The sequence below is a fragment of the Ensifer adhaerens genome, from assembly GCF_001270265.1.
Lineage (GTDB): Bacteria > Pseudomonadota > Alphaproteobacteria > Rhizobiales > Rhizobiaceae > Ensifer > Ensifer adhaerens_B.
This window is the reverse complement of sequence record NZ_LGAP01000002.1, coordinates 370001-392194: the sequence shown is the minus strand read 5'-3', so window position 1 is coordinate 392194 and position 22194 is coordinate 370001. Positions and strand designations below refer to the sequence as shown.

Annotated in this window: 18 protein-coding genes, 1 tRNA gene and 2 rRNA genes (1 of these 21 running past the window's edge); 14 read left to right on the top strand and 7 right to left on the bottom strand. The window is 60.4% G+C overall.

Annotation, left to right across the window (positions count from 1 at the left end; genetic code table 11):
* Positions 1-169 precede the first annotated feature (169 nt).
* The 9 genes from AC244_RS06645 to AC244_RS06605 all read left to right on the top strand — a co-directional run bounded on the left by AC244_RS06645 (position 170) and on the right by AC244_RS06605 (position 8202).
* Positions 170-1102: a carbohydrate ABC transporter permease gene (locus AC244_RS06645; RefSeq protein WP_053248000.1), complete on the top strand. Its 933-nt coding sequence runs from the start codon at positions 170-172 to the stop codon at positions 1100-1102.
* A gap of 5 nt (positions 1103-1107) precedes the next feature.
* Positions 1108-1941, top strand: coding sequence for a carbohydrate ABC transporter permease (locus tag AC244_RS06640; protein WP_053247999.1), 834 nt, complete (start codon positions 1108-1110; stop codon positions 1939-1941).
* Between the two features lie 10 nt (positions 1942-1951).
* Positions 1952-3019 carry an ABC transporter ATP-binding protein gene (locus tag AC244_RS06635; RefSeq protein WP_053247998.1) on the top strand — a complete coding sequence of 356 codons (1068 nt, stop codon included), beginning with the start codon at positions 1952-1954 and terminating at the stop codon, positions 3017-3019.
* A 213-nt stretch (positions 3020-3232) separates the two neighbouring features.
* Positions 3233-3619 carry a c-type cytochrome gene (locus AC244_RS06630; RefSeq protein ID WP_053247997.1) on the top strand — a complete coding sequence of 129 codons (387 nt, stop codon included), beginning with the start codon at positions 3233-3235 and terminating at the stop codon, positions 3617-3619.
* Positions 3620-3760: 141 nt separating this feature from the next.
* Positions 3761-4603: a cytochrome c oxidase subunit II gene (locus tag AC244_RS06625; protein ID WP_053247996.1), complete on the top strand. Its 843-nt coding sequence runs from the start codon at positions 3761-3763 to the stop codon at positions 4601-4603.
* A 35-nt stretch (positions 4604-4638) separates the two neighbouring features.
* A complete protein-coding gene (gene ctaD / locus AC244_RS06620) occupies positions 4639-6414 on the top strand; it encodes a cytochrome c oxidase subunit I (RefSeq protein WP_053247995.1) in 1776 nt (591 codons plus the stop codon).
* Positions 6411-7115 carry a cytochrome c oxidase subunit 3 gene (locus tag AC244_RS06615; protein ID WP_053247994.1) on the top strand — a complete coding sequence of 235 codons (705 nt, stop codon included), beginning with the start codon at positions 6411-6413 and terminating at the stop codon, positions 7113-7115. The genes ctaD and AC244_RS06615 overlap by 4 nt, the downstream gene beginning before the upstream one ends.
* A 10-nt stretch (positions 7116-7125) precedes the next feature.
* Positions 7126-7848, top strand: a complete 723-nt coding sequence (locus AC244_RS06610; RefSeq protein ID WP_053247993.1) for a heme-copper oxidase subunit III family protein — start codon at positions 7126-7128, stop codon at positions 7846-7848.
* A gap of 9 nt (positions 7849-7857) precedes the next feature.
* Entirely contained in the window at positions 7858-8202 is a 345-nt protein-coding gene (locus AC244_RS06605) for a cytochrome C oxidase subunit IV family protein (RefSeq protein WP_053247992.1), read from the top strand.
* Between the two features lie 18 nt (positions 8203-8220).
* Here AC244_RS06605 and AC244_RS06600 read toward each other — a convergent pair whose 3' ends face one another.
* The 3 genes from AC244_RS06600 to AC244_RS06590 are packed head-to-tail and all read right to left on the bottom strand — an operon-like array spanning position 8221 to position 11905.
* Positions 8221-9456 (bottom strand): hypothetical protein, encoded by a 1236-nt coding sequence (locus tag AC244_RS06600; protein WP_053247991.1) that lies wholly within the window; start codon positions 9454-9456, stop codon positions 8221-8223.
* Between the two features lie 6 nt (positions 9457-9462).
* Complete coding sequence (locus AC244_RS06595) at positions 9463-10419, bottom strand: DUF2950 domain-containing protein (protein ID WP_053248398.1); 957 nt, start codon at positions 10417-10419, stop codon at positions 9463-9465.
* 25 nt (positions 10420-10444) lie between these two features.
* On the bottom strand, positions 10445-11905 hold the full coding sequence (locus tag AC244_RS06590; RefSeq protein ID WP_082366760.1) for a DUF3300 domain-containing protein: 1461 nt from the start codon (positions 11903-11905) through the stop codon (positions 10445-10447).
* A gap of 377 nt (positions 11906-12282) precedes the next feature.
* Here AC244_RS06590 and AC244_RS06585 point away from each other — a divergent pair, with 377 nt between their 5' ends.
* From AC244_RS06585 to AC244_RS06565, 5 genes are all read left to right on the top strand, one after another.
* Positions 12283-13365, top strand: a complete 1083-nt coding sequence (locus tag AC244_RS06585; RefSeq protein WP_053247990.1) for a hypothetical protein — start codon at positions 12283-12285, stop codon at positions 13363-13365.
* A 259-nt stretch (positions 13366-13624) separates the two neighbouring features.
* A complete protein-coding gene (locus AC244_RS06580) occupies positions 13625-14236 on the top strand; it encodes a hypothetical protein (RefSeq protein ID WP_053247989.1) in 612 nt (203 codons plus the stop codon).
* Positions 14237-14338: 102 nt separating this feature from the next.
* On the top strand, positions 14339-16054 hold the full coding sequence (locus tag AC244_RS06575; RefSeq protein ID WP_053247988.1) for a type I secretion system permease/ATPase: 1716 nt from the start codon (positions 14339-14341) through the stop codon (positions 16052-16054).
* Between the two features lie 13 nt (positions 16055-16067).
* On the top strand, positions 16068-17513 hold the full coding sequence (locus tag AC244_RS06570; protein WP_053247987.1) for an HlyD family type I secretion periplasmic adaptor subunit: 1446 nt from the start codon (positions 16068-16070) through the stop codon (positions 17511-17513).
* Positions 17514-17621: 108 nt separating this feature from the next.
* Positions 17622-17891 carry a transposase gene (locus tag AC244_RS06565; protein ID WP_053248396.1) on the top strand — a complete coding sequence of 90 codons (270 nt, stop codon included), beginning with the start codon at positions 17622-17624 and terminating at the stop codon, positions 17889-17891.
* A gap of 6 nt (positions 17892-17897) precedes the next feature.
* Here the strand turns inward: AC244_RS06565 and AC244_RS06560 are convergent, their stop codons facing one another.
* From AC244_RS06560 to AC244_RS06545, 4 genes are all read right to left on the bottom strand, one after another.
* Positions 17898-18635, bottom strand: a complete 738-nt coding sequence (locus AC244_RS06560) for a response regulator transcription factor (protein ID WP_053247986.1) — start codon at positions 18633-18635, stop codon at positions 17898-17900.
* 571 nt (positions 18636-19206) lie between these two features.
* Positions 19207-19283 (bottom strand) — tRNA-Met (locus tag AC244_RS06555).
* Positions 19284-19551: 268 nt separating this feature from the next.
* A 5S ribosomal RNA gene (gene rrf, locus AC244_RS06550) occupies positions 19552-19666 on the bottom strand.
* A 123-nt stretch (positions 19667-19789) separates the two neighbouring features.
* Positions 19790-22194, bottom strand: a 23S ribosomal RNA gene (locus tag AC244_RS06545); it runs 398 nt beyond the window's last position.

Here is a 22194-nt window from a genome sequence, read left to right as displayed (position 1 = left end):
CGGGATGAGGAAAAGTGTATGCGGTTTTCCGCCCGCATTCCGCTCTAACCTATTAGAATCGTTCACGTTCATGATTTTTGGTCGATCCGACCCAAAATCACGAACGTGATCTAAAGAGAACAGGGCACGCCCGAAAAAACCGGCGGCCGCACAGGGGAAATTTCGACCGATGGCCTATGCCGCCCGCTATGACGGCCTGCCCGCACGCCGGCCGCTGATGAAGCGTATCACCGATGGCGCCGCGCCCTATCTCTACAGCGCGCCGGCGCTGATCCTGATCGTCACCGTCATGCTGGTGCCGCTGGCGCTGGGCGTCTCCTACGCCTTCCGCGATATCCAGTTGCTCAATCCGTTCTCCGGCGCCTTCATCGGCCTCGATCATTTCCGGGCTCTATCCGAGGATCAGGCCTTCTACCGGGCGCTGCGCAACACGCTGTGGTGGACCGGCGCCTCCGTCTTCCTGCAGTTCCTCCTCGGGCTCACCCTTGCGCTGCTGCTCGACAAGCCGTTCTACGGCCGCGGTCTCGCGCAGGCGCTCGTCTTCCTGCCCTGGGCGGTGCCGAGCTTCCTTGCCGGCCTCAACTGGTCCTGGCTGTTCAATCCGGTGGTGGGACCGCTGCCGCATTGGTTCTTCGCGCTCGGCATCATGAGCGAGCCGTCCAACATCCTGTCCGACCCGCAGCTGGCGATGTGGGGGCCGATCATCGCCAACGTCTGGTGGGGCATCCCGTTCTTCGCCATCACCCTGCTCGCCGCGCTGCAGGCGATCCCGCGCGATCTCTACGAGGCCGCGAGCATCGACGGCGCCGGCCCGGCGCAGCGGTTCCTGTCGATTACCCTGCCCTTCCTGGCCCCAACGATCGCCATCACCATTCTGCTTCGTACCGTCTGGATCTCGAACTTCGCCGACCTGATCATCGTCATGACCAATGGCGGGCCGGCCGATCGCACCCAGATTGTCGCCAGTTACATCTTCACCCAGGCCTTCAAGCGGCTGGACTTCGGCTATGCCTCGGCGATTGCACTGGTGCTTCTGGCACTGCTGCTCGCCTATTCCATGCTGATCGTCATCCTGCGCCAATGGCTGCTGAGCAAGGATTGAGACCGATGCGCGCCAAACCTATCCTTCTCGTGACCGCGCATCGGCTGGCGATCCTCGCCTATATCGCCTTCGCGCTTTTCCCGCTCTACTGGCTGTTGAAGGTGGCCGTGACGCCGAACGATCTGCTTTATTCCGAAGGCATTCGCCTCTGGCCGTCGCGCGCCAGTCTCGAGCATTTCGATTTCGTGCTGCGCCACAGCGCCTTCCCGGTGTTCTTCCGCAACAGCCTGATCGTCTCGGGCTCGACGGCCGTCATCGTCACCATCCTTGCGTCGCTTTCCGGCTACGCGCTTTCACGCTTCAATTTCCGCGGAAAATACTGGCTGGTGGCGCTGATGCTGCTGACGCAGATGTTCCCACTCGTCATGCTGGTTGCGCCGATCTTCAAGATCCTGTCGCCGCTTGGCCTGACCAACAGCCTGACCGGCCTCGTCATCGTCTACACCGCCTTCAACGTGCCGTTTGCCACCTTCCTGATGCAGTCCTTCTTCGACGGCATTCCGAAGGATCTCGAAGAGGCGGCGATGATCGACGGCGCCACCCAGTTCGTGGCGTTCCGGCAGATCATCCTGCCGCTGACGCTGCCTGGCATTGCCGCGACACTCGGCTTCGTCTTCACCGCCGCCTGGAGCGAGCTTCTGTTCTCACTGATGCTGATCTCGGGCAACTACCAGGCGACTTTCCCCGTTGGATTGCTGTCCTTCGTGTCGAAATTCTCGGTCGACTTCGGCCAGATGATGGCCGCCGGCGTGCTGGCGCTGATCCCGGCCTGCCTCTTCTTCCTGCTCATTCAACGCTATCTCGTCCAGGGCCTGACGGCCGGCGCGGTCAAAGGCTGAGGATTGTTTCATGGCTTCCATCGATATCGCCAACATCCGTAAATCCTACGGCATCCACCCGGTCCTGCACGACGTCGACCTCAAGATCGGCGACGGCGAATTCGTCGTGCTTGTCGGCCCGTCGGGCTGCGGCAAATCCACCCTCCTGCGCATGATCGCCGGCCTTGAAAGCGTCACTTCAGGCGAAATTCGCATCGCCGGCAAGCGCGTCAACGAACTGGCGCCGAAGGACCGCGACATCGCCATGGTGTTCCAGTCCTATGCGCTCTACCCGCACATGTCGGTCGCCAAGAACATGAGCTATAGCCTCAGGCTGCGGAAGACCGCCAAGGAGAAGATCGCCAGTGTCGTTTCGGGCGCTGCCGCCAAGCTCGGGCTCGATCCGCTCCTGGAGCGCCGCCCGCGCGCCCTTTCCGGCGGCCAGCGTCAGCGCGTCGCCATGGGCCGCGCCATCGTGCGCGAACCCAAGGCCTTCCTCTTCGACGAGCCGCTGTCGAACCTCGACGCGCGGCTGCGCGAGCAGATGCGCGCGGAGATCAAGAAACTGCATAAGGATCTGGGCGCCACCTCGATCTATGTGACCCACGACCAGATCGAGGCCATGACGCTTGCCGACCGGATCGTCGCAATGAACGGCGGTTTCGTGCAGCAGGTCGGCAGCCCGCTCGACCTCTACGATCGCCCGGCAAACCTCTTCGTCGCCGGTTTCATCGGCTCGCCCGGCATGAACTTCTTCGAAGGCACCTATCGCAACGGCACGGCACCGCGCTTCGAGACTGAGGGCGGCGTGACCATCCCGGCGCAAGTGCATGCGGAGCTGACTGATGGCGCCAGCGCGACCCTCGGCATCCGGCCGGAACATGTCGAGATCGGCACCACGGCACCGGATGCGCTGAAGGCGACGGTCGATCTGGTCGAGCCGACCGGTTTCGGCATCATCCTGCATCTGTCCTTCGGTAAGGCGAGCTTCAAGGCCTTTACCAACGACCGCACCTTTCTTAAGGCAGCGGGCGAAATCCCCGTGCGGCTGCCGCCCGAGCGGCTGCATTTCTTCGACGCCGCCGGCAATCGGGTCTGATTGCCGGGTCGCAGGCGCAGTTGCAAGACATCGACAGGTGCGCGACGGTACCGCCCAAGACCGGAGATTGACATCTTCGGGACGAGGCGTACCGTCATGCCGTCGCAAGTATCAACCGCCCGTGGCGCCCAATTAAGAGAAGCAAGTACCGCCAAGACGACGAATTGACGATAGCCTTCCTTGCCACGCGCCCGGCGATTTTGAGGAAGTGTCATGCGAAACTTAGTTGTTGCCCTTGCCTTTTCGACAACGCTGCTCTGTCCCATCGCCGCCCTCGCGCAAGAGGGCGATGCGGAGGCGGGCGCCACCGTCTTCAAGAAATGCGCGATCTGTCATGTCGTCGATAGCGATACCAACAAGGTCGGCCCTTCGCTCAACCATATCCTCGGCCGAACCGCCGGAACGCATCCCGACTTCAAGTTTTCGCCGGCAATGGTCGATGCCGGCAAGGGTGGTCTTGTCTGGGATGAGGCGGCGTTGCGCGACTATCTCCACAATCCGAAGGCGAAGGTGAAGGGCACCAAGATGGTCTTTCCCGGACTGAAGGACGAAGGCGATATCTCCAACCTGATCGCCTATCTCAAGCAATATTCGCAGTAGACGTAGCGGGTGGAAGCACTGGCGAGTGTTCAACCCGAACGGTCAATTGCGAGTATTTTCCGTTCGTGCAATAATTGCATTTAGAACTCTACGGATTGCGTATTCATGCCCACAGCCGCGAGCGGCGAGGAGGGACAAGAAATGGCCGTGGTGGTTATTCTGGTTTTGCTGGCCGCCGGATCGGTGTTGTTCCATTTGTTGAGCCCGTGGTGGTGGACGCCGATCGCGTCCAACTGGAACTACATAGACAATACGCTGATCATCACCTTCTGGATCACCGGCGTCGTCTTCGTCGCCGTCGTGCTGTTCATGGCGTACTGTGTCCTGCGTTTTCGGCACCGCCCGGGAAACCGGGCGGCCTATGAACCGGAAAACAAGAAGCTGGAAAGCTGGCTTGCCGCCGGCACGACGCTCGGCGTCGCCGCGATGCTGACGCCTGGCCTGTTCGTCTGGCATCAGTTCGTCACCGTGCCCGCGGGCGCCAGCGAGGTCGAAGTCGTCGGCCAGCAATGGCTGTGGAGCTACCGCCTGCCCGGCGTCGACGGCAAACTCGGCACCTCCGAGACGCGCGACATCTCGCCGGAAAACTCGCTCGGCCTCAACCGCAACGACGCGGCCGCCCTCGACGACATCGTCATCGAAGGCGGCGAGTTGCACCTCGAGATCGGCAAGCCGGTCAAGGTGCTGCTGCGCTCGGTCGACGTGCTGCATGATTTCTACGTGCCCGAGTTCCGCGCTAAAATGGATATGGTACCCGGCATGGTCACCTATTTCTGGATGACCCCCACGCGCACCGGCACCTTCGAGGTGCTCTGTGCGGAGCTCTGCGGCGTCGGCCACCCGCAGATGCGCGGCACCGTCGTCGTCGACAGCGAAGCCGATTACCAGACCTGGCTCGCCAGCCAGCAGACCTTTTCGCAGTTGATGGCAGCAGCGCAAACGAAGGAAACGGCACAGGCAGAAAATGCCGCCCCGGCGCGGTAGGAGGCGCCCCGACGGCCATTGTTGGGAGAGTTTAGATGGTCGATATCCGGTCAGGCACAGATGGGGCGCTTGAACACGCCGAGGTGGAGGATGTCGAACTCTACCATCCCCATAGCTGGTGGACGCGATACGTCTTCAGCCAGGACGCCAAGATCATCGCCGTACAATACGCCTCGACCGCCATCGCCATCGGCATGGTCGCGCTGGTTCTCTCCTGGCTGATGCGCCTGCAACTCGGCTATCCCGGAGCCTTCGCCTTCATCGATGCGGAGCGCTACTACCAGTTCATCACCATGCACGGCATGATCATGGTGATCTATCTGCTGACCGCACTGTTTCTCGGCGGCTTCGGCAACTACCTCATCCCGCTGATGCTCGGCGCACGCGACATGGTGTTTCCCTACGCCAATATGCTGAGCTACTGGATCTATCTGCTTGCCGTGCTCGTGCTTGCCGCCAGTTTCTTCGCACCCGGCGGGCCGACCGGCGCGGGCTGGACGCTCTATCCGCCGCAAGCGGTGCTCTCAGGCACGCCCGGCGGCAAGGACTGGGGCATTCTCCTGATGCTCTCCTCGCTCATCCTCTTCATCATCGGCTTCACCATGGGCGGGCTGAACTATGTCGTCACCGTGCTCCAGGGCCGCGCGCGCGGCATGACTCTGATGCGCATGCCGCTGACCATCTGGGGCATTTTCACCGCAACGGTCATGGCATTGCTCGCCTTTCCTGCGCTTTTCGTCGCCTGCGTCATGATGATGTTCGATCGGGTGCTCGGCACCAGCTTCTTCATGCCGGCGATCGTCGAGATGGGCGAACAGCTGCAGCACGGCGGCGGCAGCCCCATCCTTTTCCAGCACCTCTTCTGGTTCTTCGGTCACCCCGAGGTCTACATCGTCGCCCTTCCCGCCTTCGGCATCGTCTCCGATCTCATCAGCACCCATGCCCGCAAGAACATCTTCGGCTACCGCATGATGGTCTGGGCAATCGTCATCATCGGTGCGCTCTCCTTCGTCGTCTGGGCGCACCACATGTATGTCAGCGGCATGAACCCCTATTTCGGCTTCTTCTTCGCCACCACGACGCTGATCATCGCCGTGCCGACGGCGCTCAAGGTCTACAACTGGGTCCTGACGCTGTGGCGCGGCGATATCCACCTCACTTTGCCGATGCTGTTTGCGCTTGCCTTCATCGTCACCTTCGTCAATGGCGGCCTGACCGGCCTCTTCCTCGGCAATGTCGTCGTCGACGTGCCGCTTTCCGATACGATGTTCGTGGTTGCCCATTTCCATATGGTCATGGGTGTAGCACCCATCCTCGTCATCTTCGGTGCCATCTATCACTGGTACCCGAAGGTCACCGGGCGGATGCTCAACGAGGCGATGGGCCAGCTTCACTTCTGGATCACCTTCGTCGGCGCCTACCTCATCTTCTTCCCGATGCACTATCTCGGCCTGATCGGCGTTCCCCGGCGCTACTACGAAATGGGCGAAACCGCCTTCATGCCGGCTTCCGCCCACACGCTCAACGAGTTCATCACCATCGCCGCCTTGATCGTCGGCGCAGCGCAGATCGTCTTCCTCTTCAATCTCGTCTGGTGCATCCGCCACGGCCGTGATGCCGGCGGCAACCCCTGGCGGGCAACCACGCTCGAATGGCAGACGCCGGAAACGCCGCCGCGCCACGGCAACTGGAAGGAGCTGCCGGTGGTCTATCGCTGGGCCTATGACTACAGCGTGCCGGGCGCGCCCGAGGATTTCATCCCGCAGAACCAGCCCGGCCCCGATAATCTGACGCGGGAGGCGGCGACATGAGCGTCACGCTGATCTTCCTTGCCGTCGTTGCCGCGATCGCCGGCTGGTGGCTGTCGCAACAGCGGATGATGTCGAAGCCCTGGCTCGAGGTCGGCCATCATCACGATCCGCGCCCGCAGGGCCGGCACCCGATCGAACCGGCGAAACTCGGCCTCGGTGTCTTCCTCGCCGTCGTCGGCGCGCTGTTCACCCTGTTCATCAGCGCCTACTTCATGCGCATGGCATCGACCGACTGGTGGTCGACGCCGATGCCGAAGCTCCTGTGGGTGAACACCGCAGTGCTTGCAACAGGGAGCCTGCTGCTCCACGCCGCCAAGGTGTCTGCCGAACATCATCGTGACGATGCCAGCCGCACGGCGCTTATCGCCGCCCTTGCCGCAGGCCTCGCCTTCCTCGTCGGCCAGGTCTTCGCCTGGCGCGAACTCACCGATGCCGGCTACCTGCTTGCCGGCAATCCGGCCAACAGCTTCTTCTACATGATCACCGGCATGCACGGCCTGCACATCGTCGGCGGCCTGGTCGCACTTACGCGCACCATCCTTGCGACACGCGCGCGACCGATCGACGAAAGAGCAACCCTGTCGATCACGCTTTGCGCGACCTATTGGCATTTCATGCTCGCTGTCTGGCTCGTGCTGTTTGGACTGTTCTCGGGCTGGGCGAGCGACTTCATCGACCTCTGCCGGCAAATCTTGACCTAGGAGCCGCCCCATGTCCGCGCCGACACATTCTCCTGTCACAGAGCCCTTGCCCCGGCCCTCGGGTCTGGTCGGCTTTGCCGCCGATTGGGCATCGGATCAGCGCACCTTCAAGAATGTCTCCTGGGGAAAGGCCATGATGTGGATCTTTCTGCTCAGCGACACCTTCATTTTCGGCTGCTTCCTCGTCGCCTATATGTCGGCGCGCATGTCGACCGCCGTGCCCTGGCCGAACCCGAGCGAGGTCTTTGCGCTGCATATCGGCGGCTCGGACGTCCCCCTGATCCTGATCGCCATCATGACCTTCGTGCTGATTTCATCGAGCGGCACCATGGCCATGGCGGTCAACTACGGCTATCGCCGCGACCGGCGCAAGACGGCTGCGCTCATGCTTCTGACCGCGCTGTTCGGCGCCACTTTCGTCGGCATGCAGGCGTTCGAATGGACGAAGCTGATCTCCGAAGGCGTGCGCCCCTGGGGCAACCCATGGGGTGCGGCCCAATTCGGCTCGACCTTCTTCATGATCACCGGTTTCCACGGAACGCACGTGACGATCGGCGTCATCTTCCTGCTGATCATCGCGCGCAAGGTCTGGCGCGGCGACTTCGAAACGGGCAAACGCGGCTTTTTCACCAGCCGCAAGGGCCAATACGAGATCGTCGAAATCACCGGCCTCTACTGGCACTTCGTCGACCTCGTCTGGGTCTTCATCTTCGCATTCTTCTATCTGTGGTGAGGAACGGCCATGACTGACGTACCTGCACATACCGCGGTGACAGAGCACCAGCAGCACCCGATCAGTCTTTACCTGCTCGTCTGGGGCCTGCTCTTCGTGCTCAGCGCCTGTTCCTATCTGGTCGACTATGTCGGCCTGCAGGGCTATCTCAGATGGTCGCTGATCCTCATCTTCATGATGCTGAAGGCCGGTCTCATCGTCGCCGTCTTCATGCATATGGCCTGGGAGCGCCTGGCGTTGATCTACGCCATCCTGCTGCCACCGCTTCTGGTGCTGGTTTTCGTCGCACTGATGGTATCGGAATCGCACTATGTGCTCTTCAGCCGCCTCACCTTCTTCGGTGCCGCACCGTAAGCCGCGGCCAGGAACCGGTCAGAGCAACAGTAGTTTCTTGAGAACCGAGAACACTTCCTTGTAGGGAAGAATGGTGGCCCCGGCGGCGGCGATCGGCAGCAGCGCAGCCGCCGCGACGGGGACGATCGCGGTCCGGCTCAGCAGAATCGCCGACAACTTGCGCGTCGTCTCATACTGTTTTGTCGGGTCGGCGGTGTCGTCGGCCTGCTGTTGCGCCTCGTCGGCACTTGCCGCCGCCACGTTCGTCCCGATGATCTTGCGCTCGTTCAGACGCTGATAGCGAGTGGCCTGCGAGCCCAGCATCAACAGGCTGCGTTCCTTCAATTCCGCAAGCGGCTTCGAGAAGGCCGAGAGCGGATAGGCAAAGAGAGCAATCACGATCACCAGCCAACCGGTTGCGATCATGCTGAAAGTGGTGGTCGTCAGGCTTTCCTGCAGCAGATGTTTGGCTATTGCTGCGCCAATCGCCGCGCTGACGCCGAAGATGAAAAGTACATAGGCGTTGGGATAGCCTGCCAGAAAGCCGAGCCCGCCATTTCCGTCTGGATGGGTTGCAACCAGCCGGAGTTCCAGCCGTGCGATCCGGCGCAAAAGCTGCGCCCAGACGAGGTGCCGCCATAACCCGCGCAACAGCAGAAAAATGAACAGCGGCTGGCTGACGAAGACCACCCACCAGCCGGTTGCGGTAAGACGGTTGCCTGCGGCCGAAACCTCGACCGCCCAGGAGGATACGGTCGCGGTGTGGGCATTGGCCAAAGCCACCACTGCGGCGGCAATGGCCAGGACAAGGCAAACGGCCTCCGCGATCCGTGAGTCGCGTCGTTCGAGTGCCTTCGTCACGGCATCACCGAAAGAGGCGACGGAACCAGGCGCAATCAGTGGCGCTTTCAAGAACTGCCCGAGCTTGATGCGCAATCCTCGTTCGACCTGTTGCTCGGCAAGCACAAAGGCGCCGATACCCACCACGAAACGCCCCCACACGCCGAGATCTCCGAGATAGGAGCCCGGCGTATCCGCAGCGAGAAAGCTGCGCGGAAACCCGAGCAGGAGCGGCACGAGCCAGGCAAGCGCAATGAATAGCACTGCCCGCCTGCCGGTTTTCAGCGAATGTTCGTGAAGCAGCCCAAGCCGTCGCTGCAGCTCGAAGAACGGCCCACCATGCGCGGCGAGATATTCGCTTGCCGACGGATCACGGCGCCGCGATGTCGCCACCGCCGGTCCCGCGGCATCTTCTGTCTTATCGTCAGCGGTCAACGGCGCTCAATCCTCGGTGATCGTCCAGTTGTCGTTGGGATTGAACTGCTTGATATCGCGCGCCATCGTATCCGTGCCCGCGCCGAGATCCGCTTGATAGACGATACCGTTTCGGTTGACGACGAAGGTGTGGACGCCGGTTTCGCCGTACTTCACCGGCCAGGCCACCAGCCCGAAGCCGGCAATCATGTTGCCGTTGATGATGTAATCATAGGCACCGCCGGCGATATTGCCCCCCTGTCGGGTCAGGATCTTGAAGCGATACCCATAATAGCCCTCATTCGCCTTGGCCTTGTCCAGTTGGGCTTGTGAAAGGTCTCCCGCGGGACTGTCACCGTCACCCTGTTCTGCGGGCCAATACAGGCCATCCGTCTGCCCTTCGCTCGAAATCAACTTCTGCGCATATTCGAACACACCATCGCCGTCGTGATCTTCCTGCGTGTATTCCTCCTGCGCGTCCACATAGGCTCGCACCGTATTGATCGCCTCGATCTCGTTTTCGCCGACGCGGCGATTGATGATCTCCTCGATCCCGGCATAGGTATCAAACGCCCATTTGCCGCTCTCACCCTTGGCAATTGGGAAAGGCAACGGCCAAAGCTGATCGCCGAGTTCGATGACCTTGTTCTCGCCCTCGTCCGTCAGGACAATCTTCTTGGCTGCGCCTTCCTTGATCTGCTCGTAGGTATTCTTCGCCCCTTCGCTCGCCAGCAGCTTTTCCGCATCAAGGCCAAGCAACGCGGCGAGTTTGCTCAAATCGTTCGAGCTCAACGTTTCCTTGAAGGCAGCCAGCGCCTTGTCAGGGTCGTCGAAGGTGGGAGGATCCGTCGGCGACACATAGTCGGCAAGCTCTGTCGGCTCGCTCTCTGCCGCCAAAGGACTTCCAGAGAACGCCGACAGGCCGAGCAAGAACAGCCCGACTCCCGAACGGAAAATCATGCGCTGACGATGATATCTTGTCATGGCCATACTCTCCCGTTTCGCGCGTTCACCGGCGACGTCCGCCGCCGCCACGTCCACCACCATGCCGAGGTCCGCCGCCACCGCCGTGCCGGACCATGGCCCGCCCGCCACCGCCGCCGCCACGACTGACTGAGCGATGTGGCGCCCCCCCACTGCGCACGCCGCCACCGAGGGCCTGGCCGCCGCGCCGCGACTGAACCTTCGTCACCTTGCCGGGACGCACCTCCCCCAGACCTGACGGTTTGCGCTGACGATTGTCGGCTTTGCCTGCCGGACGCGGCTTGCCCGCCGACCGATTGATCTTGCCGCCAGAACCGGCACTGGGTTTTGAGACATTCCCGGGCCGCTTCGCTGCAGCGGCGGCCCCAGCCTGCCTGTTGCCCGACCCGGCATTCGGCCTGACATTCGCCGCCCGGTTCTTCGCACCGTCGATCTTGTTGCTGCGAACGTCCTTCAGATCCTTGAACGACCCGGTTTTGACCTTCTGTTGCAGGCTCGCGCTCGCGTCGCTGCGCGTAATCTTTGCCTTGTCGCGGATGTTGTTGCCACCGTTGGCTTCGATCCTGCTCTTCATGTTCGAGCGATCGAACTTGGCGAACTGGTTCTTGTCGATGTTTATCTTGCTGCGGTCGACATTCTTCCAGTCGATGTCGTTGAACTTGACCTTGCCGTTGATATCGATGTCGTTGAAGCAGCGGTTGCAGTCGACATCAATGTCGCCGTCAAACCGCCCGCCCCAGACACCCCAATCGTCCCAATCCACAATGGCGCCGAACACCGCTCCGGTCACTGCACCGGCAAAGAAGGTCGCCATCGGATAGTAATAGTTCGGATAAGGCTCCGGATAGTAGTCCAGCGGCTCCATCGCATAATTCGGAACATAGAGCATTTCAGGCTCGTATTGCGGGATGTAGATCTTCTCCGGGTTCGCCGCCTGGATGATGACGTTGTCGTTCTCCTGAACGACCTTCATCTTGTCGTCGGTCTTGAGCACGCCCGAGGCGACCGCCTTGTCGCGAAGCTGCTGAATGGCGATCAGCACATCCTTCTGCTGATAGGCCATGGCGTCGGACAGCGATTGCGTCCAGTCGAGATCCTCGCTCATCATCTTGACCAGATCGGGATAGTTCAGAAGCGAGATGATGCTGCCGTCCCAACTGTCCTTGGGCTTCAGGTCCTTGTTCTTCTTGAGGTTCTCGAGATAGCGCTCAGCCTCTACGATCTGCAGCGGGAAGAGCGACGCCGACGCTATGAGCGCGATCAGCTCGTCGGGATAAAGCGCGATGCGGGCGACCAGAACTTCAAGTTCATCTTCGCTGAGCGGTGTCGGTTGTTCCGACGCGGCCTGCTGCGCCGACGGGTCGGCAGCGGCTTGCTCCTGCGCAAAGGCACGAAAATTGTAGGTATAGGGCTCCGGGATCAGCAGACACGCCGTCGCCAGAAAGCAGATCGATCGATGCAAACGGATGACATTCAGGACTGCCATTTCCCCTCCCGATCGGACGCATTCTCGCGTCACCTGTCTTATCTGCTGGTGCGTCGGTCGCTATCTGCCTGTCTGTTGGTCTGATGTGTCGGCAGCCACTTGGCCACCTTAAATGTGCGCAGATACTACTGCGTAAGCTCTCGCTCTTTCAATGCACAAATGACGTCCCTGCGAGGACGCCTTCTCTGGGTTGTACCGAACAGCCTCCCAGGCCTGCGATATTACCGCCAAACGGCTAGCGTCACGCCCAAACGGATGTAGACGAATTGCAGGCTCTTCTTTTCCTGCATCTGGCTACAGAATAGCCGTTCAATTCGGACCCAAGTCCTGCGCGAATTCGCGGGGCCTGTGCTGAAAGGTGGATTGGAGAGACGGCGATGACGGAAACTCGTCCCTTGACGGAAGAAGCGCCGAACGCGAACACCAATCAGAACACGGTCGCGACCGCGTCCGCCGGGCACCTGGCGCTGGTTCCCACCTGGCTTCCCCTCGAGCTCGTCCCTGACCCGGATGGTAATTCGGCCGGCAGCGGCGGCGACGGTACGAGCATCGGCACGCTCAGCAGCAATACCCTGGCCGTGTTCATGCCCTCCAGCGCTGCCATCACCGGCCCCCACTCGGCGGCGGATGCCCAACAGGGCAACAACGCCCTGATCAACCAACATGCGACCGAAATGGCCGGCATGGGCGGAGATGGCGGCAACGGCAACATGGCCGGCAGCGGTGGCGGCAATGCCGGCGGCGGCGGCAACGGCACCTTCATCGGCGGCCTCGTCAGCACGGACGTGGGCGTGTTTGCCCCGGTGAACACCGCCGTTGCAGCAGGACCGGAATCGACAGCCACGGCCACCCAGACCAACAACGCAGCGATGCTGCAGGGTGCGACCCAGATCGGCGGCATCGGCGGTTCGGGTGGCGACAACAACATTACCGGTGGCGGCGGCTCGTCTGCCAACCACGGAGCATCCATCACCTTCACCGGCGACAATTTCGCCGGACACGGCGGCGATGGCACCTTCATCGGCAGCATGATCGACGTAAACGTCGCGGTCTTTTCGCCGATCAACATCGCAATTGGCGCTGCCGGCGGGGACGCCCAAGCCCACCAGACCAACAACGCCATCTTCGATCAAGGCGGCGTGCAGATCGCCGGTATCGGTGGCGCCGGCGGCGGCTTCAACCTGTCGTCGGACACGATCTTCACCGGCGGCCAGATGGCCGGCGGCGGCGGATCGGGCTATTCGAACGGGAGCATGGTCGATGTCAGTATCGGCTATTTCCACCCGATCAACATTGCCGTTCCGGCCGGCGGCACGGCGGATGCGCAACAGCTCGACACCGTCCTATACGACCAGCACGCATTGCAGGTCGGTGGCATCGGCGGGCTTGGCGGCGAAGGCAATCTGTCCGACGCGCACTCGGCCCTCGTCGACGATATCCTGAGCTTCGTGGACGGCTGACATCCGCGGCTGTGCCCTTGGTGGCTTCTCCTGGCGCATATATGGCTTGGTGGCGATTGCCAACCCGTGCGCGCGAAGCCTTCTGTGGCCGGATCGGCACCTATACATACCCCACCCAAAAGAACGTCCCCGAATGTCCGGCTGGTTCGCGCAGACGATCACGCGCACCATCTGTCTGCGGGCACCCCGTCTGCGACAACGTCGCATCCTACCGAAACCGCTCGAGAACACGGGGTAAAATACATAGAGGAGCAACACTATGCCTATTCCGCAAGCATCTGACACGATCAATCTCAGCAATTCCGATGCTGGCGACGCGAGTGCCGGCAACGGCGGCGACGGCTTCAACTATGGTGATATCCACTACAACCCAGTGGCCTATGTCTCCAACGCGCAGACCGTCGAAGGCGCCTACACCAAGCTCTACAACGGCGACGATGTGTGGCAAAGCGCTGGTTGGGGAACGGGCAGCGCTGATGGCGGCGGTCTTGTTCAGGTACCGATCGCCGTCTTTGCGGCCCTCACCAATAGCGGTGCGGGCGGCGCCGGCGGCAATCCCACATCGAGTGGCGACCAGAGCAACTCGAGTGGCGGCAATGTAGCGGCCGTGGCAGCCGACACCACAGCCACGCAGAACACGCAGTTCCTGGCCGATCAGAGCGCCACCATTCTCGCCGGCGTCGGCGGCGGCGGCGGCAACGGCAACTTCGCTCAAGGTGGCGACATATCGTCGGCCCTGGTGCACACGAATCCGTGGACCGAAACCAACACGAGCACATCAACGAATACCGAAACCGCGACGGTTTCGAATGCGCTCGCCAACTTCAGTAACGATTTCGGCACCATCGATCTGAGCGATATCGGGACGTGAAGTCAGTCATGAGGATCGCTGGTTTCGGCCGGTGATCCTCATCTTCCCGTGCCTTGGCCGAAACACTTGCCTTGTCAGAATCGATTGCACCGAGATCTGATAATGACAGCGAAATCTACACCCTCGCAGCGCGAACCGACGCATCTGGTCATGGCCCTTAGGGCCTGCGCCGGGGCCTTCGGTTTGGTCTTCCTCTATAGCTGTGGCTACAACCTCTTTCTTCTCGCCCCGTCCATCTATCTCCTGCAGATCTACGATCGGGTCCTGTCGAGCCGCAGCGCCGATACGCTGGTGATGCTGACGCTGATCATCGCGATCGCGGTGGTAGTCGGGTCGCTGCTGGATATCGTGCGCCGCGCCGGCCTTTCACGCATTGGCAGTTGGCTTGATCATCGGTTGCGGCCGGTGGTTCTCACCGCTTCCTTCGAATATGGCGCGCGCACCGACGCGGGTGTCGCGACCGAGTGCTACAAGGACCTGTCGATCCTGCGCCAGTTCCTTGATTCGCCTGCCAGTTCCCTGCTTTTCGACATTCCCTGGGCGCCCGTCTTCCTGTTATTGCTCTTTCTCGTTCATCCTCTGCTCGGCATCATCGGGCTTCTGAGTGCGCTCACCCTGCTTCTGCTTGCCATCTTGACAGAGATGGCGACGCGGCGGCCACTGGCCCACGCCAATCTTACCTTGGCCCGCAGCTACACGCGCTTTTCCAGCGCCCTCAAATACATCCAGGTCATCCGCGCGATGGGTATGCAGGATGGTGCCGCACAGATCGTCTACCGCGACGCCGAGACGGCACGAAAGGCGCAAGACAACGCAATGCATCGCACGGAGATCATTCTGGGCTTGTCGAAATCCGTCAGGACGCTTACGCAAATTCTGATGATGGGTGCAGCCACTTGGCTAGTGCTTGAGGAAAACAGCAGTCCTGGCATCATCTTTGTCGCAAGCTTGCTGCTCGGGCGCGGGCTCGCCCCTGTTGAAGGGGCGATCGGCGCCTGGAGGTCCTTCGCCTTTGCGCGCAACTCCTTCAACAGGCTCAATGCTATGTTGATCGCCGTCGCGTCGGACAGTGGCGCACGCATGGTTCCGGTCCCCGAACCCAGCGGTCTCGTTCTCGAGGGCGTCGGCTATACGCTCCCCTTCGCCGATCGCCAGATATTGCAGGGTGTGACGCTTCGGCTGGCGCCGGGCGATTGCGTCGCCCTTATTGGGCCATCGGGATCGGGAAAGTCGACGCTTGGCCGTATCATGGCCGGTGTCGAGCCGGCGACAAGCGGCTGCGCGCTTCTGGGCGGAGTCGACATATCGGCCCTGCGCCTGTGCGCGGGCACGCGCCATGTCGGCTATCTGCCACAAGACATCGAACTCTTCGGCGGCGCCGTCAAGGACGTCATCGGCCGGCTGGACGGAGCGGATCCCGGCAAGGCGATCGAGGCAGCCAAGCTCGTCGGGCTGCACGAAACGATTATGCGCCTGCCCAAGGGCTACGACACCGATATCGGCGAAGGCGGCGGCCTGCTCCTGCGGGCGCAGCGCCAGCAGCTTGGGCTGGCGCGCGCCGCCTACGGCAATCCGTCCCTGGTCGTGCTTGACGATCCGAACTCGAGCCTGGACTATGACGGCGAACGCAAGCTGTTCACCGCCATCTCGCGGATGAGATCCCGCGGCATGATCGTCGTCGTCATAACCCACCGGATGGGAATTCTGCCCGTCACCAACAAGATCGCCATCCTGCGCAACGGCACGGTCGACGCCTTCGGAGACAGTGAGCAGATCTTCGAAACCCATCTTCAGCCTCCGGCGCGAACCGGAACGTGAGGGGGACGACGCCATGCACCTCGTCCAGATCGAACCGCCTCCCGCACGGGTCACAAACTCCCCGAACGCGGTCAATCGCCTCGCAAAGGCGCAAGGCCCGTTCGGAAAGCTGCTGACCTATTCGCCGCCGCAGGACGGCATCAACCCGATCGAGCTCGCAGCCGCCTCGCCTCTGTCCAGGCTGCGCTCCGTCGCTTGGACCGGCAATCTCCTGATCGGCTTCTTCGTCATCGGCCTTGGCACGTGGTCGGCGTTGGCGCCGCTCAGCAGTGCGGCAATCGCCTCCGGCGTCGTCGAGCCGGAAGCCAGCCGCAAGACCATTCAACATCTGGAAGGCGGGATCATCCGGCAGATCCATGTCAAGAACGGCGACGCCGTCACCTCCGGCCAGGTCCTGATCGAACTGGACGACACCAAATTCCGCTCGGAACGGGACAGCCTCCAAGGACAGCTCTGGGACGCAGAGGCCAGGCGCGCGCGCCTGCTGGCCGAGCAGGATGATGCCGACAACATAAGCTACCCGACCGAGATGCTGGCTGTCATGGTCAACAACCCCTCGGTCAAGGCGATCGTCACCGGGCAGCAGCGGATTTTCGAGACCCGTCGCCAGGTCATGCTGTCCGAGATTGCGATCACCCAAGAAAGAATGAAGCAGGTTCAGCAGGAAGTCGTCGGCCTTGCCGCCCAGAAGGCAGCACTGAGCGAAAGGGTCGAAATCTCCAGACAGGAGCTTGAGAGCGTCACGACGTTGACTGCCAAGGGGCTTGAGAAGAAAAGCCGTGTCCTCAACCTGCAACGGGAAAAGGCTGATATCAGCGGGCGGCTGGGCGAAATCGCCGCCCAGATTTCCCGTGCCTACCAGGTGATCAGCGAAGCCCAGGCCTATCTCGTCAAACTTCGAAGCGACCGGCTAAACGAAGTCGCGCAGACCATGCGCGAAACGGAAACGCAGATCCTGCAACTGAGCGAAAGGTTGCGCGCGATCGATGATCAGCTTGCCAGAACCGAGATCAGGGCGCCTGAAGACGGCGTGATCATGGATTTGCGGATCCATACCAACGGCGGCGTCATCGGCGCCGGCGAGCCGCTCGTCGACCTCGTCCCGCGCAAGGGCCGCCTGATCGTCTCGGCCCGGGTGCGGCCTGAGGACATCAATCTCGTGCATCCGGGCCTTGAGGCGCAGGTCCATCTGCTGCCTTACAACCAGCGCCGGGTACCGCTTTTGAAGGGTAGGGTCGAATATGTTTCGGCAGACCGTCTGGTCGACAAGCAAACCGGGCAATCCTACTATGCCGCAACGATCCATGTGGTCGACGAGCGGCTGGAGACGATGAGCGAAGTCGAGCTTGTGCCCGGCATGCCGGCCCAAACGCTGATCGAGACCGGACGCAACAGCGTTGCCCTCTATGCGCTGCGACCGCTGCTGGATAGTTTCAACAGAGCATTTCGTGAGGACTGAAACATGCTGTAGCCGGCTGCTCTGTGCGCGATGCGAATGGAGGTTCGTGCTCCATTGATGCCCGATGCCCCTTGCATCCCTGGCTTGGTTCCACCGAAGGATACCATGATGGGCAAGCGAAAATTCGATGACGATGAGATCATGGACATCCTCAGGGAGCATCAAGCTGGCGCGACGGTGGTGGAGGTCTGCCAACGCTATGGCATCAGCGAACCGACCTTCTACCGCTGGCAATCCTCGCAGCTTCGAACCGTCGGTTTCGACGTCAAACGCATACGGGCGCTCGAGCAGGAGAACCAAAAGCTGAAGAAGCTGCTTGCCGAAGCCATGCTAACAGCCGCGACACTAAGCGAGATGTTGGAGAAAACCTCGAAATGACGGCGGCTACGTGACCGCCGCTCCATTGCCAGGCGATGGCCTGCCACCCAGTCGCGCGACGACCTCCGTGCGGTTCTGCACCTGAAGCTTGCGCATGATATGCTGGAGATGCATTTTCACCGTGTGGCCCGACAGATTAAGCTTGCCGGCGATGACCTTGTTGGACGAGCCGCATTGCAACTCGGCCAGCACGTCGGCTTCCCGTGGCGTGAAGTCGGCCAGAATCAGATCGTCGGCGCGCGGCCGCCTGGGCTCACGTGGCGTGTCATCCGGCACCACATGCAGTGCCGCATCGTCAGCGAACGCACCCAGCGGATGCGGACAGAACACGCCCCCCGCAAGCACGAGTCGCAGACCGGCAAGAGCGATTTCGATCGGCAGCGACGTGGTGAAGAAACCGCGGATGCCCATCTGGAGCGCCTGCGCCGCTATCGAGCGGTCGTCTGTATCCGACAACAAAGCGATCGGCGCCTCGGGAAAGCGAGCTGCAACGGCGGCAAGGTCGGCCAGCAGGCTACCGCTTCGGACGCCCCTCCCCGCCAGATCAAGCGTGATCAGGCGCACGTCCATGCCCAGAGCCCTGTCGAGGCTCGCGGTCGAGATCATATCGATGAAGCTCCACCCCGCAAGTTCGCGCTCGAGAAGCGTGACGATGGCGGTGCGGGCAAGCGTGTGCGGTTCGATGACGATGCCGGTCGGTGCATTGCGCCCTTTGCGGCGCACCGTTCCTGAACTGATGGACACGAGTCGACCCCCAGGATGTTTGCAACCTCTAAGGGGCGCATACTAGGCCCGAACATGCATCATGTCATGAGAAAATGGGGATTAATCCGATTGGACCAATTGCGCTAACAAATTGAATAACAAAGCTTATTTTGATTGAATTTTCAAAATTGGTCGGTTGTAACATATCTTGAGTAGTGAAACTCGCGTTGTTCATCGAGACAATGATGCAACGCGTGTCGCTCGCATGGCGATATTTGCAACTGGATTTTGGCGACGTTCCTCGTGTGCCACCCAGCAGATGCTTCGTGGTCTGGCCCTGGTCGCATGTCCGGGAGGGCCGCAAGCTTTCGGTGTAGCATGTCGGCGAGACCTACCCTTTCGAGGTCGCCGGGGTCGGTTACATGCCGCTTTTCCGACCCGGAGAACGTGAAGCCTGGGAGCTGAGTCTGTCCGGCACGCCGGGGCCATCTGCGATGGGCTTGCCCATTATCGCACGCCTGCTTGGTTTCAAGCGCGCGTGTCCTTCGTCCGCATTGTTGTTAGAACGCCAAAAGCCCGCGGACATTTCTGTCTCGCGGGCTTTTTGATTTGGTTGCGGGGGCAGGATTTGAACCTGCGGCCTTCAGGTTATGAGCCTGACGAGCTACCGGGCTGCTCCACCCCGCGCCAAGCGTAAACCGCTATCCGGTTTATCGCGGTAACGCAAATCCGATGGATTTGCGGTCTGTGCCGAGCAAATTGCGGAGCAATTTGTCTCGCGTAAGGGACGTTCTCAGCTTAACTAAGCAAAAGGGCCGCTTGGTGGCGGCCCTTGCGTTTCGGCTGGGCCGAGCGTGTGTCGAGAAGAAGATCTTTGTATCGCCGCTACTTTATCCTTCTCGGCAATGCCTCGAAGGGGAGCGGCGTTTCGGTTTTTTTATCTTGCGTTTTGCAGACCTGGCAGCGACCTACTCTCCCGCGTCTTAAGACGAAGTACCATCGGCGCTGGGGCGTTTCACGGCCGTGTTCGGAATGGGAACGGGTGCAGCCACCCCGCCAGAACCACCAGGTCGGCAAAGCGCAAGATTTGCGCTTAGCTTAGCGCAAACCGAATGAGAAGCTGGTGAGTTGGTCAAGCCAACTCGTTTTGATTTGAACACGTCGTTCATCTTCGATGAACACAAGCAATGGGAACGATCAAGCCAATCGAACGATTAGTACTGGTAAGCTTCATGCGTTGCCGCACTTCCACACCCAGCCTATCAACGTGGTCGTCTTCCACGGTTCTCAAGGGAATACTCGTTTTCAGGTTGGTTTCCCGCTTAGATGCCTTCAGCGGTTATCCATTCCATATATAGCTACCCTGCTATGCCCTTGGCAGGACAACAGGTCCACCAGAGATATGTCCATCCCGGTCCTCTCGTACTAGGGACAGATCCTGTCAATATTCCTACACCCACGGCAGATAGGGACCGAACTGTCTCACGACGTTCTGAACCCAGCTCACGTACCGCTTTAATTGGCGAACAGCCAAACCCTTGGGACCTGCTCCAGCCCCAGGATGCGATGAGCCGACATCGAGGTGCCAAACAACCCCGTCGATATGGACTCTTGGGGGTCATCAGCCTGTTATCCCCGGCGTACCTTTTATCCGTTGAGCGATGGCCCTTCCACGCGGGACCACCGGATCACTATGACCGACTTTCGTCTCTGCTCGACTTGTCAGTCTCGCAGTCAGGCGGGCTTATGCCATTGCACTCGACGACCGATTTCCGACCGGTCTGAGCCCACCATCGCGCGCCTCCGTTACTCTTTCGGAGGCGACCGCCCCAGTCAAACTACCCACCATACACTGTCCCGGATCCGGATAACGGACCGCGGTTAGACATCCATGACGATAAGGGTGGTATTTCAAGGATGGCTCCACAAGAACTGGCGTCCCTGCTTCAAAGCCTACCACCTATCCTACACATGCCGACACGAATGCCAGTGTAAAGCTATAGTAAAGGTGCACGGGGTCTTTCCGTCTGACCGCAGGAACCCCGCATCTTCACGGGGAATTCAATTTCACTGAGTCTATGCTGGAGACAGCGGGGAAGTCGTTACGCCATTCGTGCAGGTCGGAACTTACCCGACAAGGAATTTCGCTACCTTAGGACCGTTATAGTTACGGCCGCCGTTTACTGGGGCTTCGATTCAGAGCTTGCACCCCTCCTCTTAACCTTCCAGCACCGGGCAGGCGTCAGACCCTATACGTCGTCTTGCGACTTCGCAGAGCCCTGTGTTTTTGATAAACAGTCGCTACCCCCTGGTCTGTGCCACCCTTTCTGACTTGCGTCAAAAAGGGTCACGCTTCTTCCGAAGTTACGCGTGCAATTTGCCGAGTTCCTTCAGCATAGTTCTCTCAAGCGCCTTGGTATACTCTACCTGACCACCTGTGTCGGTTTCGGGTACGGTCTATACGGTGGAGCTATTTCCTGGAACCGCGTCCCCGCCCAGACAATCCAATAAGTCTGAACAAGTTAAGCAATCCGTCACTACCACCAGGCCCACGAATATTAACGTGGTTCCCATCGACTACGCGTGTCCGCCTCGTCTTAGGGGCCGGCTAACCCTGCTCAGATTAACTTTAAGCAGGAACCCTTGGTCTTTCGGCGAGAGGGTCTCTCACCCTCTTTATCGTTACTCATGTCAACATTCGCACTTCCGATACCTCCAGGACCCCTCACAGGTATCCCTTCACAGGCTTACGGAACGCTCCGCTACCACTGCACATTCAAAGAATGTACAATCCTCAGCTTCGGTGCATGGCTTTAGCCCCGTTACATTTTCGGCGCAAAGACCCTTAATTAGACCAGTGAGCTGTTACGCTTTCTTTAAATGATGGCTGCTTCTAAGCCAACATCCTGGTTGTTTTGGGATCCTCACATCCTTTCCCACTTAGCCATGACTTGGGGACCTTAGCTGGAGGTCAGGGTTGTTGCCCTCTTCACGACGGACGTTAGCACCCGCCGTGTGTCTGCCGACTAGTACTCCTCGGTATTCGGAGTTTGGTTAGGATCAGTAAGACGGTGAGTCCCCATAGCCCATCCAGTGCTCTACCCCCGAGGGTATTCGGTCGACGCACTACCTAAATAGTTTTCGCGGAGAACCAGCTATTTCCGAGTTTGATTGGCCTTTCACCCCTAGCCACAAGTCATCCCAATCTATTGCAACAGATGCGGGTTCGGTCCTCCAGTTGGTGTTACCCAACCTTCAACCTGCTCATGGCTAGATCACTCGGTTTCGGGTCTAATGCGACGAACTGAACGCCCTGTTCAGACTCGCTTTCGCTGCGCCTTCACCTATCGGCTTAAGCTTGCTCGTCACACTAAGTCGTTGACCCATTATACAAAAGGTACGCCGTCACCCTTGCGGGCTCCGACTGTTTGTAGGCATCCGGTTTCAGGTTCTATTTCACTCCCCTTGTCGGGGTGCTTTTCACCTTTCCCTCACGGTACTTGTTCGCTATCGGTCATGCACGAGTACTTAGGCTTGGAGAGTGGTCTCCCCATGTTCAGACAGGATTTCACGTGTCCCGCCTTACTCAAGGACACTG

What these genes read in the sequence shown, in the direction of transcription:
- AC244_RS06645 (WP_053248000.1), top strand. Translation starts at nt 170, where the DNA reads ATGGCCTATGCCGCCCGCTATGACGGCCTGCCCGCACGCCGGCCGCTG.
- AC244_RS06640 (WP_053247999.1), top strand. Translation starts at nt 1,108, where the DNA reads ATGCGCGCCAAACCTATCCTTCTCGTGACCGCGCATCGGCTGGCGATC.
- AC244_RS06635 (WP_053247998.1), top strand. Translation starts at nt 1,952, where the DNA reads ATGGCTTCCATCGATATCGCCAACATCCGTAAATCCTACGGCATCCAC.
- AC244_RS06630 (WP_053247997.1), top strand. Translation starts at nt 3,233, where the DNA reads ATGCGAAACTTAGTTGTTGCCCTTGCCTTTTCGACAACGCTGCTCTGT.
- AC244_RS06625 (WP_053247996.1), top strand. Translation starts at nt 3,761, where the DNA reads ATGGCCGTGGTGGTTATTCTGGTTTTGCTGGCCGCCGGATCGGTGTTG.
- ctaD (WP_053247995.1), top strand. Translation starts at nt 4,639, where the DNA reads ATGGTCGATATCCGGTCAGGCACAGATGGGGCGCTTGAACACGCCGAG.
- AC244_RS06615 (WP_053247994.1), top strand. Translation starts at nt 6,411, where the DNA reads ATGAGCGTCACGCTGATCTTCCTTGCCGTCGTTGCCGCGATCGCCGGC.
- AC244_RS06610 (WP_053247993.1), top strand. Translation starts at nt 7,126, where the DNA reads ATGTCCGCGCCGACACATTCTCCTGTCACAGAGCCCTTGCCCCGGCCC.
- AC244_RS06605 (WP_053247992.1), top strand. Translation starts at nt 7,858, where the DNA reads ATGACTGACGTACCTGCACATACCGCGGTGACAGAGCACCAGCAGCAC.
- AC244_RS06595 (WP_053248398.1), bottom strand. Translation starts at nt 10,419, where the DNA reads ATGACAAGATATCATCGTCAGCGCATGATTTTCCGTTCGGGAGTCGGG.
- AC244_RS06590 (WP_082366760.1), bottom strand. Translation starts at nt 11,905, where the DNA reads ATGGCAGTCCTGAATGTCATCCGTTTGCATCGATCGATCTGCTTTCTG.
- AC244_RS06585 (WP_053247990.1), top strand. Translation starts at nt 12,283, where the DNA reads ATGACGGAAACTCGTCCCTTGACGGAAGAAGCGCCGAACGCGAACACC.
- AC244_RS06580 (WP_053247989.1), top strand. Translation starts at nt 13,625, where the DNA reads ATGCCTATTCCGCAAGCATCTGACACGATCAATCTCAGCAATTCCGAT.
- AC244_RS06575 (WP_053247988.1), top strand. Translation starts at nt 14,339, where the DNA reads ATGACAGCGAAATCTACACCCTCGCAGCGCGAACCGACGCATCTGGTC.
- AC244_RS06570 (WP_053247987.1), top strand. Translation starts at nt 16,068, where the DNA reads ATGCACCTCGTCCAGATCGAACCGCCTCCCGCACGGGTCACAAACTCC.
- AC244_RS06565 (WP_053248396.1), top strand. Translation starts at nt 17,622, where the DNA reads ATGGGCAAGCGAAAATTCGATGACGATGAGATCATGGACATCCTCAGG.